14 protein-coding genes are annotated in these 22,760 nt (G+C 71.5%); 8 read left to right on the top strand and 6 right to left on the bottom strand.

The window, feature by feature from the left end; genetic code table 11:
* Positions 1 to 92: 92 nt before the first annotated feature.
* From glgB to OG385_RS07130, 4 genes are all read right to left on the bottom strand, one after another.
* Positions 93 to 2,480 carry a 1,4-alpha-glucan branching enzyme gene (gene glgB, locus OG385_RS07145; protein WP_266852876.1) on the bottom strand — a complete coding sequence of 796 codons (2,388 nt, stop codon included), beginning with the start codon at positions 2,478 to 2,480 and terminating at the stop codon, positions 93 to 95.
* Positions 2,477 to 3,922: a phosphotransferase gene (locus tag OG385_RS07140; RefSeq protein WP_266852874.1), complete on the bottom strand. Its 1,446-nt coding sequence runs from the start codon at positions 3,920 to 3,922 to the stop codon at positions 2,477 to 2,479. The genes glgB and OG385_RS07140 overlap by 4 nt, the downstream gene beginning before the upstream one ends.
* Positions 3,923 to 4,212: 290 nt before the next feature.
* Complete coding sequence (gene treS, locus OG385_RS07135; RefSeq protein ID WP_266852872.1) at positions 4,213 to 5,919, bottom strand: maltose alpha-D-glucosyltransferase; 1,707 nt, start codon at positions 5,917 to 5,919, stop codon at positions 4,213 to 4,215.
* On the bottom strand, positions 5,916 to 7,964 hold the full coding sequence (locus OG385_RS07130; RefSeq protein WP_266860693.1) for an alpha-1,4-glucan--maltose-1-phosphate maltosyltransferase: 2,049 nt from the start codon (positions 7,962 to 7,964) through the stop codon (positions 5,916 to 5,918). The genes treS and OG385_RS07130 overlap by 4 nt, the downstream gene beginning before the upstream one ends.
* Positions 7,965 to 8,769: 805 nt before the next feature.
* On the opposite strand from OG385_RS07130, the gene glgP reads away from it, so the two are divergent.
* Complete coding sequence (glgP, locus tag OG385_RS07125; RefSeq protein ID WP_266852871.1) at positions 8,770 to 11,397, top strand: alpha-glucan family phosphorylase; 2,628 nt, start codon at positions 8,770 to 8,772, stop codon at positions 11,395 to 11,397.
* 179 nt (positions 11,398 to 11,576) lie between these two features.
* On the opposite strand, the gene OG385_RS07120 is transcribed toward glgP, so the two are convergent.
* Positions 11,577 to 13,208: a M4 family metallopeptidase gene (locus OG385_RS07120; RefSeq protein WP_266852870.1), complete on the bottom strand. Its 1,632-nt coding sequence runs from the start codon at positions 13,206 to 13,208 to the stop codon at positions 11,577 to 11,579.
* Positions 13,209 to 13,397: 189 nt separating this feature from the next.
* A complete protein-coding gene (locus OG385_RS07115; RefSeq protein WP_266852868.1) occupies positions 13,398 to 15,428 on the bottom strand; it encodes a M4 family metallopeptidase in 2,031 nt (676 codons plus the stop codon).
* A gap of 403 nt (positions 15,429 to 15,831) precedes the next feature.
* On the opposite strand from OG385_RS07115, the gene OG385_RS07110 reads away from it, so the two are divergent.
* The 7 genes from OG385_RS07110 to OG385_RS07080 all read left to right on the top strand — a co-directional run bounded on the left by OG385_RS07110 (position 15,832) and on the right by OG385_RS07080 (position 22,752).
* Complete coding sequence (locus OG385_RS07110) at positions 15,832 to 16,680, top strand: sulfurtransferase (protein ID WP_266852866.1); 849 nt, start codon at positions 15,832 to 15,834, stop codon at positions 16,678 to 16,680.
* A gap of 232 nt (positions 16,681 to 16,912) precedes the next feature.
* Positions 16,913 to 17,074, top strand: coding sequence for a hypothetical protein (locus OG385_RS07105; RefSeq protein ID WP_266852864.1), 162 nt, complete (start codon positions 16,913 to 16,915; stop codon positions 17,072 to 17,074).
* Positions 17,075 to 17,276: 202 nt separating this feature from the next.
* The gene (locus tag OG385_RS07100) at positions 17,277 to 18,464 is read left to right on the top strand and encodes a YcaO-like family protein (protein ID WP_266852863.1); all 1,188 of its coding nucleotides are present in this window, start codon (positions 17,277 to 17,279) and stop codon (positions 18,462 to 18,464) included.
* Positions 18,443 to 19,099, top strand: coding sequence for a TOMM precursor leader peptide-binding protein (locus OG385_RS07095; protein WP_266852861.1), 657 nt, complete (start codon positions 18,443 to 18,445; stop codon positions 19,097 to 19,099). Before OG385_RS07100 ends, OG385_RS07095 begins: the two co-directional genes overlap by 22 nt.
* Positions 19,096 to 20,826 (top strand): TOMM precursor leader peptide-binding protein, encoded by a 1,731-nt coding sequence (locus tag OG385_RS07090; protein WP_266852859.1) that lies wholly within the window; start codon positions 19,096 to 19,098, stop codon positions 20,824 to 20,826. Before OG385_RS07095 ends, OG385_RS07090 begins: the two co-directional genes overlap by 4 nt.
* Positions 20,804 to 21,493: a nitroreductase family protein gene (locus OG385_RS07085; protein WP_266852857.1), complete on the top strand. Its 690-nt coding sequence runs from the start codon at positions 20,804 to 20,806 to the stop codon at positions 21,491 to 21,493. Before OG385_RS07090 ends, OG385_RS07085 begins: the two co-directional genes overlap by 23 nt.
* Complete coding sequence (locus OG385_RS07080) at positions 21,490 to 22,752, top strand: YcaO-like family protein (RefSeq protein WP_266852856.1); 1,263 nt, start codon at positions 21,490 to 21,492, stop codon at positions 22,750 to 22,752. Before OG385_RS07085 ends, OG385_RS07080 begins: the two co-directional genes overlap by 4 nt.
* Positions 22,753 to 22,760: the final 8 nt, after the last annotated feature.

The raw sequence follows: 22,760 nt of genomic DNA, 5'->3' as shown, positions 1-22,760 counted from the left end.
GGCGCGTGTGAGCTGTGAGCTCCACGCCGCCGCACCTCCGTACCTCCGTGCTGCCGGGAGTGTGTCTCCCCGTCCGGCCGCGCCCGGCGGGATCAGACCGGCCTGAACCACACCGTCGCGAGCGGCGGCAGCGTCAGACCGATGCTGGACGGCCGCCCGTGGTACGGCACCGGCTCGGGCTTCAGCGGGTCCGCGTTGCGGATGTCACCGCCGCCGTACAGACCGGTGTCGGTGTTGAGCACCTCGTGCCACTCCGGCACCGATTCCGGCACCCCGAGCCGGTACTGGTGCCGCACCACCGGCGAGAAGTTGGAGACCGACAGGAGCGGGGCGCCGTGCGCGTCGTAGCGCAGGAACGCGAAGACGTTGTCCTCCGCCGCGTCCCCCACCACCCAGTCGAAACCGCCCGGGTCGGTGTCGCGCTGCCACAGGGCGGGGGCCGCCGTGTACACCGCGTTCAGGTCGCGCACCAGGTCCCGTACCCCGCGGTGGTCGTGCGCCGCCCCGTACGACGGGTCCAGCAGCCACCAGTCCGGGCCGTGCGCCTCCGACCACTCGGCGCCCTGCGCGAACTCCTGCCCCATGAACAGGAGTTGCTTGCCCGGGTGGGCCCACATGAAGCCCAGATACGCGCGGTGCGTGGCGCGCTGCTGCCACCAGTCGCCCGGCATCTTCGAGACCAGCGCCTGCTTGCCGTGCACCACCTCGTCGTGCGAGATGGGCAGGACGTAGTTCTCGCTGAACGCGTACACCATCGAGAACGTCATCTCGTTGTGGTGGTACTTGCGGTGCACCGGCTCCTTGGCCACGTACTCCAGCGAGTCGTGCATCCACCCCATGTTCCACTTCAGCCCGAAGCCGAGACCGCCGAAGCCGCCCGCGCCGACCTGGTCGGTGGCGCGGGTGACACCGTCCCAGGCCGTCGACTCCTCGGCGATCGTCACCACACCGGGGTTGCGGCGGTAGACCGTCGCGTTCATCTCCTGGAGGAAGGCCACCGCGTCCGGGTTCTCCCGGCCGCCGTGCTCGTTCGGTGACCACTGCCCTTCCTCGCGGGAGTAGTCCAGATAGAGCATCGAGGCGACCGCGTCCACCCGCAGCCCGTCGATATGGAACTCCTCGCACCAGTAAGTGGCGTTGGCGACAAGGAAGTTACGCACCTCGGTGCGACCGTAGTCGAACTCCAGGGTGCCCCAGTCGGGGTGCTCGGCACGGGCCGGGTCGGAGTGCTCGTACAGCGGGCACCCGTCGAACTGCGCCAGCGCCCAGTCGTCCTTCGGGAAGTGCGCGGGCACCCAGTCCATCAGGACACCGATACCCGCCCTGTGCAGCGCGTCCACCAGACACCGGAAGTCGTCGGGCGTGCCCATCCGGGACGTCGGCGCGTAGAAGCCGGTGACCTGGTACCCCCACGAGCCGCCGAAGGGGTGCTCCGAGACCGGCATCAGCTCCACATGTGTGAAACCCAGGTCCTGGACGTACGCCGGCAGCTGTGTCGCGAGCTGGCGGTACGTCAGACCCGGTCGCCAGGACGGCAGATGGATCTCGTACACGGAGAACGGCGCCTCGTGCACCGGCCGGTCCCCTCGGTGCGTCATCCACTGCTCGTCCTGCCAGCGGTGGTGCGACTGCGTCACGACCGAAGCGGTGGCGGGCGGCACCTCGGTGCGCCGCGCCATCGGGTCGGCGCGCAGCGTGTGGCTGCCGTCCGGGCGCATCAGGTCGAACTTGTAGAGCGCGCCCTCGCCGATGCCCGGCACGAACAGCTCCCACACACCGGACGAACCGAGCGAACGCATCGGATACGCGGCGCCGTCCCAGTAGTTGAAGTCCCCGCTGACCCGCACCCCGCGCGCGTCGGGTGCCCAGACGGTGAAGCGGGTGCCGGTGACGCCCTGAACGGTCATCGGGTGCGCGCCGAGCGCCTTCCACAGCTCCTCGTGGCGGCCCTCGCCGATCAGATGCAGATCGAGCTCACCGAGGGTGGGCAGGAAGCGGTACGGGTCCTGGAGCTCGATCTCGTTGTCGTCGTACGTGACGAGCAGCGCGTACTCCGGGACGGTGCGCAGCGGCAGCAGCCCGGAGAAGAAACCCTGGCCGTCGTCGTGCAGTTCGGCGCGGAGCCCCTTCGCGACCACGGTCACGGCCCGGGCGTACGGCCGCAGCGCCCGGACGGCGATGCCTCCGCCGACCGGATGGGCGCCGAGCAGCGCGTGCGGGTCGTGGTGGCCGCCGCTGAGCAGCCGCTCGCGGTCCCGGGCGTCGAGCGCCTCCACGGGCCGTGCGCCTCCGGTCGGCGCCGGCGCCGCTGTAGGTGCCGGTGCCGGCTGGGAGGGCAGGACCGCTGTGTGCTCGGTGTTCGCTGCGGGTTCCGGAGGCGCTGCGGTCGGGGCGGCCGAGGCAGGTGGGGCGGCCGGGTCGGCCGGGGCGGGCTCGGGTTCGGCGGGCGACGGAGTGCGGGACGGGGGACGGGCGGTCACTGGGGCGGCCTCCTCGGCAGCTTCGGCGCACGGTGGAAAACGGTGGGTTCGGGAAGCGAGAGCCGCTCGATCGCGGCCATCGGCACGGGCAGCCAGTCGGGGCGGTTCCTGGCCTCGTAGAGGACCTCGTACACCGCCTTGTCGGTCTCGTACGCGCGCAGCAGCTCCGGCTCCGCGCGCGGGTCGGCGCCGGCCACCGACGCGTACCCCTCGCAGTACGCGTCGCGGCAGCCGATCGCCCACTTCGGGGACCAGGGGCGGTGGGTGCGGGCCGCGTAGTCGAAGGAGCGCAGCATCCCCGCCACATCGCGGACCACCGGCTGCGGGCGGGTGCGCTCGGCGAGCGGGCGGGCCGGTTCGCCCTCGAAGTCGATGACCGACCACTCGCCGTCCCTGGCCCGCAGGCTCTGGCCCAGATGCAGATCGCCGTGGATGCGCTGGGCGGCCCAGGTGCGGCCGGCGTGGCCCAGGTCCGCGATCGCGTCGAATGCGGTGCGCAGCCCCGCCACGTACGGCGCGAGCGCGGGCACGGCCTGAGCCGTGGCCTCCAGGCGCTCCGTCATCCCCGCGGCGAGATGCTGTATCTGCCGTTTGCTCAGCACCGCGGTGGGCAGGGCGGACGCCAGCGTCCCGTGCACCTCGGCGGTCGCCCGGCCCAGCGCCCGTGCGCCCGCCGCGAAGTCATGGCCGTCGGAGAGCGCGAGCAGGGCCAGCTGCCAGCCGTCCTCGGACCCGGCGAGGAACGGCTGGAGCACACCCAGCGTGGCGGGTTCCGGCTCCGTCGTCTCGTACCAGGCGACGGGCGCCGGCACCCGGGCGCAGCCGGCCTGGGCCAGCGCGAGCGGCAGCTCCAGATCGGGGTTCGACCCCGGGTGGACCCGGCGGAAGACCTTCAGGATGAACGTATCGCCATAGACGAGAGAGGTGTTGGACTGCTCAGCGCCCAGCGGCCGGGCGGGGAGCCCGGCGGGGATCGCCGCGGACGGGTCGCGGTCGAAGCGCAGCGCCCCGATCCGGCCGGGCGCGCGCAGCCGCTCCAGGAGCAGCCCGGTCAGCCGCGGGTCGAGCAGCGCGTCGTACAGCACGGACCCGGCGAGCGGTCCGGTACGGGCCCGGCCGATCAGCGCGGCGGCGAGGCGCGGCGGCAGTGAGGTCCGTACGCCGAGCAGCAGCTGGTAGCAGTCGCCGGTCGAGTGGGCGGGGGCGGGGGAGTCCTGCTCGGCGCGGACCAGCAGATGGAGCAGCCCGGGGGCCGCGCCGAGCGGCAGCAGTTCGGTGGCCGAGACCAGTGTGAAGGCGGTGACGGGCCGGCCCTTGCCCGCGAACCAGCGCTGTCTGGGCAGCCACTCGTGCAGCAGGGGGGCGAGCGAGTCGAGGAGACGGAGAGGGCCGGACGACCCGGCGGAGCGCACGCTGTTCCGGGTGGATGCAGCCTTGGACATGGCATCGCGTCCTTTCCCGGGCACACCACACGATGCGCAGAGTGTCCCGGATTGCGTGGGGTCGCCTCCCATGCTGAACGCAATGGGGGCGGGAATCCGGCTGTGCGGGACGGTGCGGGTGAGGATGGACCAGATGGACTAGGGCCTTTCGTTTGGATCAGGCCTGATCCAAACGAAAGGCCCTACGGCTCAGTGGGCCGGGTGCTGGTGCCCCGGTACCAGTGGCGCGGTACCTGTGAGGAGCGTGCCCGGGACGGGGCGGTGGAAACCGCCGCGCCCCGGGCACGCCGTCAGACGGTGGGGGCGTCCTTGCGCAAGCGGAACCAGTAGAAGCCGTGGCCCGCGAGGGTCAGCAGATACGGCAGTTCACCGATCGGAGGGAATCGCACCCCGCCGATCAGCTCCACCGGATGGCGTCCGGTGAAGGAGTTGAGATCGAGCTCCGTCGGCTGCGCGAACCGCGAGAAGTTGTGCACGCACAGCACCAGGTCGTCCTTGTACTCCCGGAGGAAGGCGAGCACGGCCGGGTTGGACGAGGGGAGTTCGGTGTACGAACCGAGGCCGAAGGCCGGGTTCTGCTTGCGGATCTCGATCATCCGGCGGGTCCAGTGCAGCAGTGAGGCGGGCGAGGCCATGGAGGCCTCGACGTTCGTCACCTGGTAGCCGTAGACCGGGTCCATGATGGTCGGCAGATAGAGCCGCCCCGGGTCGCTGGACGAGAAGCCCGCGTTCCGGTCGGGGGTCCACTGCATCGGCGTGCGGACCGCGTCCCGGTCACCGAGCCAGATGTTGTCGCCCATCCCGATCTCGTCCCCGTAGTAGAGGATCGGCGAACCGGGCAGGGAGAGCAGCAGCGCGGTGAACAGTTCGATCTGGTTGCGGTCGTTGTCCAGCAGGGGCGCGAGCCGCCTGCGGATGCCGATGTTGGCCCGCATCCGCGGATCCTTGGCGTACTCCGCGTACATGTAGTCGCGCTCCTCGTCCGTGACCATTTCGAGCGTCAGCTCGTCGTGGTTGCGGAGGAAGATGCCCCACTGGGCGTTCTTCGGAATGGCCGGGGTCTTGGCCAGGATCTCCGAGACGGGGTAGCGGGACTCCCGGCGCACGGCCATGAAGATGCGCGGCATCACCGGGAAGTGGAATGCCATGTGGCACTCGTCGCCGCCCTTTTTGAAGTCGCCGAAATAGTCGACGACATCCTCCGGCCACTGGTTGGCCTCGGCGAGCAGCACCGTGTCCGGGTAGCTCGCGTCGATCTCGGCGCGCACCCGCTTCATGAACGCATGGGTCTGCGGGAGGTTCTCGCAGTTGGTGCCCTCGACCTGGTAGAGGTACGGGACCGCGTCGAGGCGGAATCCGTCGATGCCCAGGTCGAGCCAGAAGCGCAGCGCCGAGATGATCTCCTCCTGCACCACCGGGTTCTCGTAGTTGAGATCCGGCTGATGGGAGAAGAACCGGTGCCAGTAGTACTGCTTGCGCACCGGGTCGAAGGTCCAGTTGGAGCTCTCCGTGTCGACGAAGATGATCCGGGCGTCCGCGAACTGCTTGTCGTCGTCGGCCCAGATGTAGTAGTCGCCGTACGGACCGTCCGGGTCCTTGCGCGACTCCTGGAACCACTCGTGCTGGTCGCTCGTGTGGTTCATCACGAAGTCGATGATCACGCGCATCCCGCGCTGGTGGGTGGCGTCGACGAACTCGACGAAGTCGGCGAGGTCACCGAACTCCGGCAGTACGGACGTGTAGTCCGCCACGTCGTAACCGCCGTCCCGCAGGGGCGACTTGAAGAACGGCGGCAGCCAGAGGCAGTCGACGCCGAGCCACTGGAGGTAGTCCAGTTTAGCGGTGATGCCCTTGAGGTCACCGACGCCGTCCCCGTTGCTGTCCTGGAACGACCTGACCAGGACCTCGTAGAAGACGGCGCGTTTGAACCAGTCGGGGTCACGGTCCTTGGTGGGAGTGTCCTCGAATTTGTCGTGGACGGGCTCATTGACAATCATGATGTGGGTGACCCTCCGATCGGCGGGGACGGTCGCAGCACCAGGATGTGCGCGGGCGTGCTGCCCGGCTCCAGACGCACATAGTTGGCCCTGCCCCAGTGGTAGGTCTCGCCGGTGAGCTCGTCGCGCACCGGGACGGACTCGTGCCATTCCAGGCCGAGATCCGGCATGTCCAACGAGACCGTGGCCTCCTGGGTGTGGTGCGGGTCAAGGTTGACGACAATCAGAACCGTGTTCGAGCCGGCGGTACCTCCCTCCGGTGTGAAGCCGTCTGCCGGGGCCTCCGTGCAGGCCGGCACGGACACCGACTTCGAGTACGCGATCACCGCGTCGTTGTCGGTGTGGTGGAAGTGCACCGAACGCAGCTGCCGCAGCGCCGGATGGCGGCGCCGCAACTCGTTCAGCGTGGTGATGAGCGGAGCGATGGTCCGCCCCTCCCGCTCGGCGGACTCCCAGTCGCGCGGCCGCAGCTGGTACTTCTCCGAGTCCAGGTAGTCCTCGCTGCCCGCCCGTGCGGTGGTGTTCTCACACAGCTCGTACCCGGCGTACACCCCCCAGGACGGCGCCATCGTCGCCGCGAGCACCGCACGGACCTCGAAGGCCGGGCGGCCGCCGTGCTGGAGGTACGCGTGCAGGATGTCCGGGGTGTTCACGAAGAAGTTGGGCCGCATGGCCGCCGCGGACTCCCCGGCCAGCTCGGTGACGTAGTCGGTCAGCTCCTGCTTGCCGGTCCGCCAGGTGAAGTACGTGTACGACTGCTGGAACCCGACGGCGCCCAGCGTGTGCATCATCGCGGGCCGGGTGAACGCCTCGGCCAGGAAGACCACGTCCGGGTCGCGGCCGTTGACCTCGGCGATGACGCGCTCCCAGAAGACCACCGGCTTGGTGTGCGGATTGTCCACGCGGAAGATCCGTACGCCGTGCTCCATCCAGAAGCGCAGGATGCGGACGGTCTCGGTGACCAGTCCGTCCACGTCCTGGTCGAAGGCGATCGGATAGATGTCCTGGTACTTCTTCGGCGGGTTCTCCGCGTACGCGATCGTGCCGTCAGGACGGTGGTGGAACCACTCGGGGTGCTGCGTCACCCAGGGGTGGTCGGGCGAGCACTGGAGCGCGAAGTCGAGGGCGATCTCCAGGCCCAGCTCACGGGCGCGCCCGACGAAGTCGTCGAAGTCCTCCAGGGTGCCGAGATCCGGGTGGACGGCGTCGTGGCCGCCGGCCGGCGAGCCGATGGCCCACGGCACCCCCACGTCGTCGGGCCCGGCGGTCAGCGCGTTGTTGGGGCCCTTGCGATGGGTGGTGCCGATGGGGTGGACCGGCGGCAGATACACCACGTCGAACCCCATGGCCGCGACCGCCGAAAGCCGCTTCGCCGCAGTCCTGAAGGTGCCGCTGACGTGCGGCTTGCCCTCCTCGACCACAGCGCCCTCGGAGCGCGGGAACAGCTCGTACCAGGATCCGTACAGCGCCCGCTCACGCTCCACCTGGAGCGGCAGCGGCTCCGACACACTGACCAGTTCGCGCAGCGGGTACCGGGCGAGGGCCGCCACCGCCTCCGGCGCGAGCGCGGCCGCGAGACGGTCGGCGGCGGGCGCCGCGGTGTCGCCCAGCGCCTCCGCCACCGCGAGGACCGCCCGGCGGCCCCTGCTCTTGGGCACCCCGGCCGCCGCACGTGTATACAGCCCGGCGCCCTCGGCGAGCACCAGCTCCGTGTCGATGCCCGCCGGGACCTTGATCCGGGCGGTGTGCAGCCAGGTGCTGACGGGGTCGCTCCACGCCTCGACCGCGTAGGTCCAGCGGCCCTCGCCGTCCGGGGTGACGTCCGCGCCCCAGCGGTCGGTGCCAGGTGCCAGCTCCCGCATAGGCGCCCAGGGCGCCGTCCGGCCGCGCGGGCCGCGCAGGACGACATTGGCGGCGACCGCGTCATGGCCCTCACGGAAGACCGTCGCCGTGACCTGGAAGGTCTCACCGGTCACCGCTTTGGCGGGCCTGCGACCGCCGTCGACGCGCGGCCGCACATCGAGCACCGGGATACGGCCGATCAGCTGACCGGTGGGCGGCCGCCTGGGCGGCTTCGGGGACTTCGGCGGCAGCGGGGACGTCGCGAGAGTCCCTCTGGCCGGCTTGTCCGATGATGGCTTGCGGGCTGCGGGCATGACCGCTCCTGTCCGCGTTCACTCAGGCTGTGGTGAGGCGTGGGGTGAGGGCTGGGATGCGCTCGGGCGGGTACCGGAGGAGCCTTCCCCCACACCTCCGGTGGGCAATCCGGCTCCTGAGTTAAGTACTCGTGCGTAATGTGCAAGGCAAGGACCAGGTGGGCCGCGCGTCGCAGAGGGGCCGTGCACGGCCGTGCGGGTGGCCGCGGTTTCACACCATTGGCAGAGTCCGCCGTGCTCCGCCACGGCCGGCCGGACCGGACGGAGCGCGCCACGCACGGCGCGCACGGCGCACGGCCGGCGTCGGCCGTGCACCGCGTACGGGAGGTGCCGGTCCTGCACCGCGTACGGGAGGTGCGGACGGCGCCTCATGAGGCGGGCCGCTCCCGGCAGGTGACGGTTCGTTCCATCCGGGCGCGCTCCCTTCCGGTCCAGGCGTCCCAGCGATGTGTCACACAGCAGCCTCACCCGTGGTGCGAAGTGCCACAAGCCCACGCGAGGGGGGAGAACCGGCCATACCGCCCGGCGGGGACCCACCCGGGCGCACTCCGCGGCAGCGCCGCACCGGCGCACGCGGACGCGGCCTCGCGCCGTGGTTGCGGGGAGCGCTGACGGTTACCTTCGGGGTGAAGTGCGGACGTACACACCGCTGTGCGTCCCCTGGATGCGCATCTCCCCTGCGAAGGTGGAACACGTGAAGGCCATTCGTCGATTCACCGTCCGCCCCGTCCTCCCCGAGCCGCTGCGCCCCCTGGGTGAGCTCGCCCGCAACCTCCGCTGGTCCTGGCACGCCGGGACCAAGGACCTGTTCAGAGCCGTCGACCCCGACGGCTTCCCGGCGGCCGGCGGTGACCCCGTCCGGCTGCTCGGCACGGTGTCGGCCGCACGGCTCGCCGAGCTGGCGGCCGACCCCGGCTTCCTGCGCGACCTGACCGAGGCCGCCGCCGGCCTCGACACCTATCTGCATGGACCGCGCTGGTACCAGGAGCAGCCCGCCGGGCTGCCCGCGGCCATCGGGTACTTCTCGCCCGAGTTCGGTGTCACCGCCGCGCTCCCGCAGTACTCCGGCGGCCTCGGCATCCTCGCCGGCGACCATCTGAAGGCGGCCAGCGACCTCGGCGTACCGCTCATCGGGGTCGGCCTGCTCTACCGCCACGGATACTTCCGGCAGTCCCTCTCCCGCGAGGGCTGGCAGCAGGAGCACTACCCGGTGCTCGACCCCGACGAGCTGCCGGTCGCCCTGCTGCGCGAGGCGGACGGCGCACCCAGCACGGTAGCCCTCACGCTGCCCGGCGGCCGCTCGCTCCACGCGCACATCTGGCAGGCGCAGGTCGGCCGCGTCCCGCTGCTGATGCTCGATTCCGACATCGAGGAGAACGAGCCGGGCGAGAGGGGTGTCACCGACCGGCTCTACGGCGGCGGCAGCGAGCACCGGCTCCTCCAGGAGATGCTGCTCGGTATCGGCGGGGTGCGGGCGCTGCGCTCGTACTGCCGGATCACCGGCCACCCGGACCCCGAGGTGTTCCACACCAACGAGGGGCACGCCGGTTTCCTCGGCCTGGAGCGGATCCGCGAACTCGCGGGCGCCGGGCTGGACTTCGACGCCGCTCTGGAGTCCGTACGCGCCGGAACCGTCTTCACCACCCACACCCCCGTCCCCGCCGGGATCGACCGGTTCGACCGGGACCTGGTCGCCCGGCACTTCGGCGACGACGGCGAACTGCCCGGCGTCGACGCCGGACGCGTGCTCCAACTGGGCCGGGAGACCTACCCGGGCGGCGAACCGCGCCTCTTCAACATGGCGGTGATGGGCCTGCGGCTCGCCCAGCGCGCCAACGGGGTCTCCACCCTGCACGGCGCCGTCAGCCGGGAGATGTTCGCCGGGCTGTGGCCGGGATTCGACCCCGACGAGGTGCCGATCACCTCGATCACCAACGGCGTGCACGCCCCGACCTGGGCGGCGCCCGAGATCACCCGCACCGCCGTCCGCCGGATCGGCGCCGAACGCACCGAGCACGCCCTGTCGGTGGGCGTCGCCGACCGCTGGGACGCGGTGGCCGACATTCCCGACGCGGAGATCTGGGAGCTGCGCCGCACCCTGCGCGAGCAGCTGGTCGGCGAGGTGCGGACCCGGCTGCGCGCGTCCTGGCGCGGGCGCGGCGCGTCCGACGCCGAACTGGGCTGGATCGACGGGGTGCTCGACCCCGGGGTGCTGACCATCGGCTTCGCCCGGCGCGTCCCCTCCTACAAGCGCCTCACACTGATGCTGCGCGACCGCGACCGGCTGACGGAACTGCTGCTCCACCCGGACAGGCCCATCCAGATCGTGGTCGCGGGCAAGGCGCACCCGGCCGACGACGGCGGGAAGCGGCTGGTCCAGGAGCTGGTGCGGTTCGCGGACGACCCGCGGGTGCGCCACCGCATCGTCTTCCTGCCGGACTACGGCATGGCGATGGCCGAGCGGCTCTACCCGGGCTGTGACGTCTGGCTGAACAACCCGCTGCGTCCGCTGGAGGCGTGCGGTACGTCCGGGATGAAGGCGGCGCTCAACGGCTGCCTCAACCTCTCGGTGCTCGACGGCTGGTGGGACGAGTGGTTCGAGCCGGACTTCGGCTGGGCCATCCCCACCGCGGACGGCTCGGGGCTGGACGAGGACCGGCGCGACGAGCTGGAGTCGGCCGCGCTGTACTCGCTGATCGAGGACCGGGTCGCGCCGCGCTTCTACGACCGTACGGCCGACGGACTGCCCGAGCGCTGGGTCGGGATGGTCCGCTCCACACTGACCACCCTGGGGCCGAAGGTACTGGCGGGGCGGATGGTGCGTGAGTACGTCGAGCGGCTCTACGCGCCCGCCGCCCTCGCCCACCGCTCGCTCGGGCCCGACGCGGCCCGGGAGCTGGCCGGCTGGAAGGCGCGGGTGCGGACCGCCTGGCCGGACGTGCACGTCGACCACGCGGAGGCCGTCGCGCCGACCGCGGCCGACGGCACCGCCGAACTGGGCTCCACCCTCTCGCTCCGGGTCCAGGTCGCGCTCGGAGCGCTGGGGCCCGACGACGTGGAGGTGCAGGCGGTGTCGGGCCGGGTCGACGACCAGGACCGCATCGCGGACGCGCGGACCGTCGCACTGAAACCGGCGGGCGGCCCGGACCTGGAAGGACGGCGGCTGTACGAGGGCCCGCTGGCCCTGGACCGTACGGGCCCCTACGGCTACACCGTCCGGATCCTGCCCGCACACCACCTGCTGGCGTCCGGCGCCGAGCTGGGACTCGTGGCGTTGCCGACCGCGGCGACGGGGGAGGGTGCGGGCGTGCTCCTGAGGTGACAGCTCAGAAGGCGAACGCCTGAGCTGACACAGGATCGGGACGGGCCCGGCGTCTCTTACGGGGCGCCGGGCCCGCTTGTCGCAGATGCCGGCCGGCCGGCGGAAGGCCCCGCCGCCCACCGGAGTGCGGTGGGGGACGGGGCCTTCGCGGTCGTGCCGGTCGGGCAACGACCTTGCTGTTACTTCACGTTGATGCCGGTCCAGGCCGAGCCGACCGCCTTGTACTCGGCGCTGTCCGCGCCGTACAGGTCACTCGCCGCCTTGAGCGTCGCCGTGCGGGCCGCCGCGTAGTCGGTCGTCGAGGTCATGTACGTCGTCAGCGCCTTGTACCAGATCTGGATGGCCTTGTCCCGGCCGATGCCGGTGACCGTGGAGCCGTCCGAGGTGGGCGAGTCGTAGTCGACGCCGTTGATGGTCTTCTTGCCGCTGCCCTCGCTGAGCAGGTAGAAGAAGTGGTTGGCCGGGCCCGACGAGTAGTGCACGTCGAGGTCGCCGAGGCTGGACGACCAGTAGTCGGCCGACGCGCCGTCCTTGCTGGGCTTGTCCATGTAGCGCAGCGGGGTGCCGTCGCCGTTGATGTTGATCTTCTCGCCGATGAGGTAGTCGCCCGGGTCCGACGCGTTGTTGGCGTAGAACTCGACGGACGTACCGAACATGTCCGACGTCGCCTCGTTGAGCCCGCCGGACTCACCCGTGTAGTCCAGGTTGGCGGTCGCCGCCGTGAGGCCGTGGGACATCTCGTGGCCGGCGACGTCGATGGCGGTCAGCGGGTCGGCGTTGCCCTCGCCGTCGCCGTACGTCATGCAGAAGCAGCTGTCGTCCCAGAAGGCGTTGACGTACGAGTCGCCGTAGTGCACCCGGCTGTAGGACGCCTTGCCGTCACCGGCGATGCCGTTGCGCTTGAGGACATCCTTGTAGAAGTCCCAGGTCTCGGCCGCACCGTAGTGCGCGTCCACCCCCGCCGTCTCCGGGTTCTTGGCGGTGCCGTCGCCCCAGGTGTCGGTGGTGTTGCTGAACAGGGTGCCCTTGCCGTCCGTCGCGTGGTTCAGGTTGTACGTCTGGTGGCCGCCGCGGGCGCCGTCGTTCAGCGTGTAGTTCGACCCCGACTTGGTGGTGCCCAGGGTGACCTTGCCGCTGTACTCGCTGGTGCCGGTGCCGGTCTCGACTGCCTGCCACTCCGAAAGCTTCTTGCCGGTGGCGGCGTCGGTGACGACGTGCAGCTGGCTGGGGGTGCCGTCGTCCTGGAAGCCACCGACCACGGTCTCGTAGGCCAGGGTGGGCTTGCCGGTGGCCGCCCAGATGACCTTGCGCGGGGCCTTGTCGGCCGAAGTCTTTGCGGTGCCCGCCGACTTGGCGGCGCCGAGCGCCTTCTGCTGGGCGGCGGCCGGCTTCACGGCCGCGGTGGTGCCGGCGACCTTGATGGTGGCCTTGGTCGCCTTGGTGACCGTGGTGGCACCGGACTTCGGCGTGTGGACGACGAGGTCGCCGCCGAGGACCGGGAGTCCGGCGTAGGTGCGCTCGTACCGCGTGTGCGTCGTGCCGTTGGCGTCCTTGATGACGTCCCGGACGACGAGCTTCTCCTGGCTGCCGAGGCCGAGCTTCCCCGCGGTGCTCGCGGTGTTGGCCGCCGCCGTGCGCATCAGCGCGGCGTGCTGGGTGGTGGAGAGGGCCAGGGCCTGCCCGCCCATGGCGGCCGGCGTGGGCGCCGCGCCCGCGGAGGCGGTGGAGAGGGTGGTGAGGCCGGTGGCCAGCAGCGCCGCGACGGCGATCGAACCGGCGATGCGCTGGGAACGCGATATGTGAGAGGTCACTCGATTTTCCCTTTCAGAGGTGGGGGGTTGGAAAGATGCGGGTGACGTGCGGGTGGTGGCGCCGCCCGGGGGAGGTTGGGGTCCCCCGGGCAGCACTGTCCTGTTGAACAGCCATTCAGTCGAACGATGTTTCTGTGAAACGCCGTTCGGTGGAACATTAGTGCGGCCGGGCGGCTTTGTGGCTGGAAATCAGAAGGTCAGTTTCCAGCTGTTCAGCGTTCCGGTGTCCTGCCGGGCGACATCCTGGACCTTCAGCTTCCAGGTGCCGTTGGCCGTCTCGGTGGACGCGTTGACCGTGTACGAGGCCACCACGTCGTCCGCCGAGTCGGACGAACTGGAGTTCTTCAGCCGGTACGTCTTCCCGCTCGGGCCGACCAGGTCGATGACCAGGTCGCCGCGCCAGGTGTGGCTGATGTTGACGTCCACCTTGAGCGTGGCCGGAGCCTTGCCCGTCACGCCCGTGACCGCGATCGGCGAGTTGATCGCCGAACCGCCGTCGGGGATGGCGACCTTGGTGGTGGACTGGAAGACGGTGCCCGTGCCCGGGTCGCCGCCGCCGGGCCTGCTGCCGACGTTGATGGCGGCCCAGGCGTCCGCGACCGACTTGTACTCGGCGCTGGTCGCGCCGTACAGCTCACTCGCGACCGCCAGCGTCCCGGTGCGGGCCGCCGCGTAGTTGGTCGTCGACGTGAACTTCTCGGTGAGCGCCTTGTACCAGATCAGCTGGGCCTTGTCCCGGCCGATACCGGTGACGGGCAGACCGTCGGACGTGGGCGAGTCGTAGTTGACGCCGTTGATGGTTTTCTTGCCGCTGCCCTCGCTGAGCAGGTAGAAGAAGTGGTTGGCCGGGCCCGACGAGTAGTGCACGTCGAGTCCGCCGAGGCTGGACGACCAGTTGTCGGCCGATGCGCCGTCCTTGCTGGGCTTGTCCATGTAGCGCAGCGGGGTGCCGTCGCCGTTGATGTTGATCTTCTCGCCGATGAGGTAGTCACCGGGGTCCGACGCGTTGTTGGCGTAGAACTCGACCGACGTACCGAAGATGTCGGACGTGGCCTCGTTCAGCCCGCCGGACTCACCGCTGTAGTTGAGCCCGGCGGTGGCCGCGGTGACGCCGTGGGACATCTCGTGGCCGGCGACGTCGATGGCGGTCAGCGGGTCGGCGTTGCCCTCGCCGTCGCCGTACGTCATGCAGAAGCAGCTGTCGTCCCAGAAGGCGTTGACGTACGCGTTGCCGTAGTGGACCCGGGAGTAGGCGGCGACGCCGTTGCCCGCTATCCCGGTCCGGCCGAAGACGTTCTTGTAGAAGTCCCAGGTCTCGGCGGCCCCGTAGTGGGCGTCGGCTGCCGCGGTCTCCGAGTTGGAGGCCAGGCCGTTGCCCCAGGTGTCCGTGGTGTTGGAGTACAGGGTGCCCTTGCCCGAGGACCCGTGGTTCAGGTTGTACGTCATGTGGCCGCCGCGGGCGCCGTCGTTCAGCGTGTAGTTCGACCCCGACTGGGTCGTGCCGAGGGTGACCTTGCCGCTGTACTCGGTGTTGCCGACGCCGGTCTCGACGGCCTGGCGCTCGAAGAGCTTCTTGCCGGTGGTGGCGTCGGTGATGACATGCAGCTCGCTCGGCGTGCCGTCGTCCTGGAAGCCGCCCACGACCGTCTCGTAGGCCAGCGTCGGCTTGCCCTGCGCCAGCCAGACCACCTTGCGGGGCGCCCGGTCGGCCGAGGTCTTCGCCGACCCCTGCGCGGCAGCGGCCTTCACTGCCGACTTCTCCGCGGTGGCCGGTGCGACGGCCGCGCTGGTGTGCACGTTCTTCAGTTCCGCGCGGGACGCCTTGGTGACGCCCTCGGTCGCTCCCGCCTTCGAGGTGTCGACGACGAGGTCGCCGCCGAGGACGGGAAGTCCGTCGTAGGTGCGCTCGTACCGGGTGTGCGTGGTGCCGTCACGGTCCTTGGTGACGTCGTGGACCTGGAGCTGTTCATGTGCTCCGAGACCGAGACTCCGGGCGGTGTCCGCCTTGGTGGCGTTCGCCTGACGCAGCAACTCGGCCCGCTGGGACGGCGAGAGGGCTGCCGGGGCGGCGCCGGGGGCGGACTTGCCGGTGACCGCGGTGGAAGCGGCGGTGTTCCCGGGTGATGCGGAGGCTGTGCCGGCCTGTACTCCTACGGCGAGCAGTGCCGCAGCGGCGACGAGTGCGCCGGTGGCGGTGGCACGACGGTGCGTGGGTCTCACGCGGACTCCTTCTGCAAGGGTGGACAGAGCGACCTGGTGAGCCGCCCTGACGAGCAAGCAGTGCGCAGAACGGGGAGAGAGTGACATCTGTGAGGACCCTGTGTCAGGACCGCGTCAAAAGGTTGGCTGGAAATCGTCCGTTGTCCACATGGTCGTGTTCGCTATACGGAATGTTTGCTGGAGAGGCCAAGTGGGCGCCCGCGCACGCTGGATGGCAGCCTGGCCCCTGAGCAGGGCGCACCGGTCCTGACTGATCCACGGGAGGTACCGGATGAGCGCGGGGAACTCGCCGGGGGAGGCTCCGGCGCCGGTTGGTACGCCGGTTGGTACGCCGGTTGGTACGCCGGTTGGTACGCGGGGTGGTCCTCCGGTCGGGCTGTCGGCCGGTGCGCTGCCCGGCCCGTTGGTCGGTGTCGAGTGGCTCGCGCCCCGGCTCGGTGGGCCGGGACTGGTGATCCTCGACGCATCGGTGGGCGCGCACCGGGCCGTCGCACCGGGCTCGTCCCGCGTACGGGAGGACCGGACGGGAATCCCGGGCGCCCGGATCTTCGACATCGACGGGGCGCTGTCCGACCACGCGAGCCCGCTGCCGCACACCATGCCGGGCGCCTCCCACTTCACCGACGAGCTGCGCGCCCTGGGCGTGAACGACACCGACACCGTCGTGGTGTACGACGCCGTGGGCGTCTACTCCAGCGCCAGGGCCTGGTGGATGCTCCGGGCGATGGGCTTCGACCGGGCCGCCGTACTCGACGGCGGGCTGCCCGCCTGGACGGCGGCAGGGCTGCCGGTGGTGAGCGGCGGACCCGAACCCGTGTGCCGCCTCGGCGACTTCACCGCCCGGCCCCGTCCGGGCCTGTTCGCCGGCAGCGCCGAGGTCACGGCGGCCCTCGCCGACCCGGCCGCGGCCGTCCTCGATGCCCGCGCCCGTGACCGGTTCTCCGGCGAGGCCGCCGAACCCCGTCCGGGGCTGCGTGGCGGCCATATGCCGGGAGCGGCGAACCTGCCCTTCGGGGAGATCCAGCATGGCGGCCGGATGTTCCCGGAGTCCGGACTGCGTACCGCTTTCGCCGAGGCCGCGGGCGGACGTGAGCGGCTGGTCCTCAGCTGCGGATCGGGTGTCACCGCCTGCGTCCTGGCCCTGGGGGCCGAACTCGCCGGATACCGCGACCTGTCCGTGTACGACGGTTCCTGGAGCGAGTGGGGGCTGCCGTCCGGGCGGCCGGTCGTGGGGGCGGCCGGAGGGGGCTGAGCAGGAGTCGGGGATTCCGGCGTTGTCGACCAGGCCAGGACGGTGTCGGCGCCTTCTTCGGCCGGACGGAGCGCCACAGCGGAACCGATTCCCTCCAGCGCGAAGTGCCCTCCAGTTTCGGTCAGTTCACGGGATGGTGAAACCGGCGGGCCCGTACCAGCATCACACAGGGGGACAGGCTTGCCCGCGGTGGAGTTCGGTCCGCCGCACTTCGAAGGAAGGGGAGAACTTCATGAATCCTGTGGTGAATCTGGACCTGGACGTCATCGATGTGACGCCCAAGGCCTGGGACGAGTTGTCCGCAGATCTGGTCTCGGACAACGTCTATGCCGCCGACTGCCAGTGCGGCGGTGGCTGCGGCTGTTGCGGCGGCTGCGCCGGCTGCTGCACCTGACGTTCGTCCCGTCGGCCTGCCCGGTGCCGCGCGCACCCGGGCCGGAACGGTGGAGGCAGAGCTGCCTCTGCCTCCACCGCCCAGCACACAGACAAAGTGAGGTCTCGCCGTAAGCGCCGCAGACAGCTTCGACGACCTGGTGTCGCCTTACGGCGTTGTTCAGGCCACCGGTGCGAACCGTGCCGAGGGCTGGCTGGCCGGCATGACCGTCTCCCTGGCCGACGGCGGCAGCGGATGCCCCGGCCTGGGCGTCGGCCGTTCCCCCAGCACCGGCTGCGGCCGCGCGTTCGACGACCCGGCGCACGCCCGCATGATCGCTATCGCCGAAGCCGCCGAACGCTATTCGGCCTACGAGCCGCCCACGGCCGAACACCGGTGGGCGACGGCCGCCGAACTCGACGGACCTGTCCTCGACACCACCCGGCTGCCGCGTTGTTCGGCGGCCGAACTGGCCCATCCGGCCTGCCTGGTCACCCCGTTCGACGCCGACGCACCGGTGCGCTGGATCCAGGGCCTGGATCTGGTGTCGCGGGAACGGACATGGATGCCGGCGGTGATGTCGACGTACCGCCTGCACCCCGCGAGACCGGCGGAACGGTTCTGGTACCAGCTGTCCACCGGCTTCGCCGTCCATACCGATCCGGTGGAGGCCGTGGTCCGCGCCATCCTTGAGGTGATCGAGCGCGACGCGATCGCGCTCACCTGGCTGCAGCGGATGCCGTTGCGGCCGATCCCGGCCGAGGCGCACTCACCGATGCTGGACCGACTGCTGGCCGCCGCACAGCGGCACTTCGTGCACACCCTGCTGCTCGACGCGACCACCGATCTCGGGGTGCCGACCGTGTACTGCCTGCAGATCGCCGAGCACGACCCGCGGGCGCGGCACGTGGTGGGGTGTGCGGCCGACCGCACCCTGTCCGCAGCGGCGGAGAAGGCACTGGCCGAGACACTCAGCATCCGTGACCTGGTCTACGCCGGCCCCGGTGCGCCGGAGTCCTTCGAGGAGTTCACCGACATCGCCGACGGCGCCCGCTACATGGCCGTGCCGGAGCGGTCCGAAGCATTCGCCTTCCTGCACCGGGGGAGCGCCGCCGGGCCACGCCGTCCGCCGCCCGCTCTGCCGACGCCACCGCAGGCCGCACTGGACACCCTGCTGGAGCGGCTGTCGGCACTCGACATGCCGGTGCTGGCAGTCGACCGCAGCCATGCCGAACTCCGCTCGGTCGGCCTGACCGCGGTCAATGTCGTCATTCCCGACCTGCAGCCGATGTCGCTGCTGCCGCTGGCCCAGTTCCGCGCCCATCCCCGGCTCTACCGGGCACCGGCCGCGATGGGCTTCCCCGTCCACTCCGAGGAGGAGCTCAACCCATGGCCGCAACCGTTCGCGTGACCGGCACCGTGCCGGTCCTCGGCCTCGGCGCCTTCGGATCCCGGGTGGCCGAGCTGCTGTGCGACGGCATCGTCGGCGCGTACCGCATCGGGCCGGACGACCTGGCGGACTCCTTCGCCCGCCGGCCGGCCGCGGTCGTCGTGGCTGCTCCGCATCCGATGCCGGAGGTGTGCCGCAGCGCTGACCGTGCGGCCTGGCAGCACGGGGTGCCGTGGCTGCCGGTGGTCGACGAGGACCTGACCGTCCGGCTCGGCCCATGGGTGGTGCCGGGCGCCGGGCCCTGCTTCGACTGCTATCTGGCGAGGCGGGTCCAGCACGACGACCAGTCCGCGATCACCGCCGCAGTCCGGGCGGCCTGCGCGGACGACCCCGCGTGCGGACCACGCGGATTCCTGCCGCAGTACGCCCGGGCGGCGGCGGGCGTGGCACACGGCCTGCTGCACCAGCCGCCCGACCCCGGAACAGTGGTCGCGCTCAGTGTGCGCAGCGGAAACCTCGACTCCCACCGGGTCCTGCGCTGCCACGGCTGCCCCCGCTGCGCCCCCGAATCCGTACCCGGCCTCGACCGCACCGGAGCACTGGCCGAACTGCTCCGCCCGGCCGGCGGCACGACACCGTACGGGGTTCCGGCATGAGCGCACCGTCGACCACGCGGGATCTCCATCGGGTCGGCAACGTGCGTCTGCGTCGCGGGCTCACGGTCGTCCCGACCGAGCGCGGGCTGGTCGTGGAGGGGGTGGGCCGGCGGCACTTGTTCGGCGGCGCGTCGGCCACGGACGTGCTGCCGCGGCTGTTCACTCTGCTCGACGGCGACCGCGACCTGGCCGGCATCGCCGGCGAACTCGGCCTCGACGCCGCCCAGCTCACCTCGGTCCTGGACCTGCTGACCGACCGCGGACTGCTCGAACCCGTACCGTCCGGCGTGGTGACGGCGGAGGAGACGGTCGCCGACTATCTGTCCCGCACCGGACCGGTGGCCGCCGCCGACGGCGGGTCGGGGAACGCGCTGGTCCGGCTGGCCATGAGCCGAGTCGTGCTGACCGGACCGGCCGTGGTGACCGGGCGTATCGCCGACGACCTGCGGGTCTGTGGCGTGGGTGAGATCACGACCGTGGCGCAGGGCGACCCGGTACCGGTCGGCCCGGCGAACCTGCTCGTGGTCTGCGACGACGGGACGGGCCGAGTCGGTGAGGCGTACGGGGCCGGTGCCGCGGACCGGGTCGGCGATGCGGACCGGGTCGGTGAGGCGTACCGGATCGGTGTCGCGGAAGGTTGCGAGGTCTTGCGGTGCAGCGTGCGGCGTACGGCCGGCCGTATCGCGGCGATCGAGATCGGACCACGCTTCCACCCCGGCCACACCGCGTGCCCGGACTGCCTGCGGACCGGCCACGAACGCGCCTTCCCGGAGGAGGAGTTGCCGGAGGGCAGCACGCCGTCCGGCGACGCGTCCGGTGAGCTGCCGGGTGCGGTTGCCGGGCTGTTCGCCGGGCTGGTCGCCGCCCAGATCACCGCTGTGCTGGCCGGCACCGCCCATCCGGTGCCGCGCCGGGACCTGTGGCGCCTGACGCTGCCGGATCACACCAGTCGGCGCTGGACGGTCGCCCCGGAGCCCGGCTGCCGTGCGTGCGGGCCCATCGGCACCGGCGCGGAGCAGGAACTCGACACCGTCGAATGGCTGTTGCAGAGCCCGCCGGACGAAGTCTTCCAGGGCGACAGCGCAGCCCCGGACTGGCCCGACCCGCTCGACGTCCTCGATCTCACGACCAGCCCGCGGCGCCGGCTCGCCGCCCCGGACAGCACGGCCTGCACACCGGGGCTGCTGGACGAACAGGCGGTCAGCCTGCTGCTGTCCCGCACCGCGGGCCCACGCGAAACCACCGGGGCACCCGGCAGTCTTCCGTCGCGGTGGTGCCCCAGCGGCGGCAACCGCGGCTCCGTCCAGCTCTTCCTGCTCACCGACGAGAGCTGGCCGGGACTGCCGGGCACCGCCTTCAAATACGACGCCGACGCCGGCACCCTGATCGCGGTTCGCGCCGACAAACCGTCCCTGTCCGAGCTGCTGGGCGGCACCGGTCTGGCCGGACGGCAGCCGCGGGCGGCGGTGGTGGTCACCGGTGCGGTGTACCGGCTGCGCGGCAAGTACGGCGACTTCGCCTTCCGGCTTGCCCACCTCGACGCCGGCTGCGCCCTGGCCCAGTGCGCGCTGGTCGCGGCCGAACTCGGTCTGGAAGCCGAGCTGGTGTCCGGCGACACCGGCGGCCTCGCCGGACAGCTGGACCTCAACCCCGGCGATCAGCTGGCGATGGGAATCATCGGACTCTACGGGAAGGACACCGGCGATGCCGCTGCTGGACCAGCGTGACGTGATGGACGAGTTCGCCACGCGACTCGCCGCCGCCCGGCCGGTGCCGGTGACCGGTCCGGCCGGCCGGGCGGTGCCGCTGCCGGAGGGTTCGCTGTGGGAGGTGCTGTCGGCCCGGCGGTCGGTGCGGTCCTTCGCGGACCGGCCGATCGGCGCCGGCGACCTGTCCGAGCTGCTGGCCACCGCTCTGGCCGCCGAGCGCGACCGGTGGCCCGCCAGGCCGCCCGCGGACCTGACGGTGCTGACGCAGGCCCATCGCGTACACGGGCTGGCCGCCGGGTGGTACGAGGTCGCCCCCGACGGCAGCCACACCGGCGTGGCCGGTGCGCCGGAGCTGCCCGATCCGGCGGCGTACTTCGACGACGCCCCCGTGGTGCTGTCGTTCGGCGGCGATGTGCGGGCCGCGGTACGCCGCGCGGGCGTCGCCGGATACTCCGATCTGCTGATGCGGTCCGCCGAACTGGCCCACAGCTGCTGGCTGTTGGCGATCGCTCGCGGGTTCGGCGGATGTCTGCGTGGCCGCGCCCAGCACTTGTCCACCGCGGCCTTCGCCGCCGGCGGCCCCGGCCGCCGTCACCTGCTCAGCCTGACCCTCGGCCACCCCGCGCCCGAGCAGGCCCCGCCCGCCCCGCGACCGTCCGCCGATCAGCGGCCGGCAACTCGATGAGCGCGACCGCCGATTCGGCAGCCGCGGCCGTCCGGGCGGCCACCGCCACCGCCGCCGACTCTGCGACTACCGACGGTCCAACCGCCGGTGTGGTCACCCGGACCGCTTTCGACGGCGATGACGATGACGGCGGCAAGGCGTACTTCACCGGCACGCACCGTGCGTGCCCGCCGGCCCAGACCTGGGACCGTATCGCCCCGCTGCTGCCGGCCGCCGGTGTCACCCGGATCGCCGATGTGACCTGGCTGGACGACATCGGCATCCCGGTCTACCAGGCCATCAGCCCGGCCAACCGCTACCTGTCGGTGTATCAGGGCAAGGGCCTTGACCACATCTCAGCGAAGGTGTCGGCGGCCATGGAGGCGATCGAACGCCTGCACGGCGCGCACCTGGACACCCGGCCCGACCACACCGGTACCGCCGGGGATGTGGAACCCGGCCTCGGCTACCGGCTCGACGAACTCACCCTGCGCCCCCGGCACTGCCTCAACCCGGCCACCCGGCTCGACTGGCGTGCCGCGGTACGCCTCGACGACGGCGGCCGGACACTGGTGCCGCTGGAGTGCCTGAGCCTGGACCGCCGGGTCCGCCCGCGCTGGCACCCGCCGCTGTTCGCCCCCACCAGCAACGGCCTGGCCGCCGGGAACAACCGCTACGAGGCGATCGTGCACGGCCTGTACGAGGTGATCGAACGCGATGCGATCTACCGCAACACTCCCGCCGGGCCCGCGTTCGCCATCGACCCGGCCACGGTCGCGGGACCGGCGGCCGGGCTGCTCGAACGGTACCGGGCGGCCGGGGTGCGGGTCGGGATCGGAGTGCTGGCCACCCCGCTGAACCTGCCCTGCTTCAGTGTGGCCATCGTGAGCGACGGATTCCCGCTGCCGGTCTACGGCTACGGCTGCCACCTCGACGCACAGGTCGCGCTGTGCCGGGCGCTCACCGAAGCCGCCCAGGTCCGGGTGTCGGTGATCGCCGGCGCCCGCGACGACCTGGACGACCGCCTCTACGCGCGGTTGCGCCGGACCATGGCCGGTCCGGCGGCGCCGGCGCCGCCCGACGACCGGCCGAAGGCCGGGTTCGACGCCGTCGATTCGGTGCGGGTGCCCGGCCACCGGGCCGAGGCCGCCCTGCTCGCCGACCGGATCGTCGCCGTCACCGGCCGCAGCCCGCTGGTGGTCGACCACACCCGTCCCGAACTCGGCGTCCCGGTCGTGCACGTGATCTGCCCCGGGCTGACGATGCCCGCCGCTCTGTGAGGCCGCCC

Source organism: Streptomyces sp. NBC_01306 (assembly GCF_026340465.1).
Lineage (GTDB): Bacteria > Actinomycetota > Actinomycetes > Streptomycetales > Streptomycetaceae > Streptomyces.
This window is presented reverse-complemented; position numbering and strand designations above follow the sequence as displayed.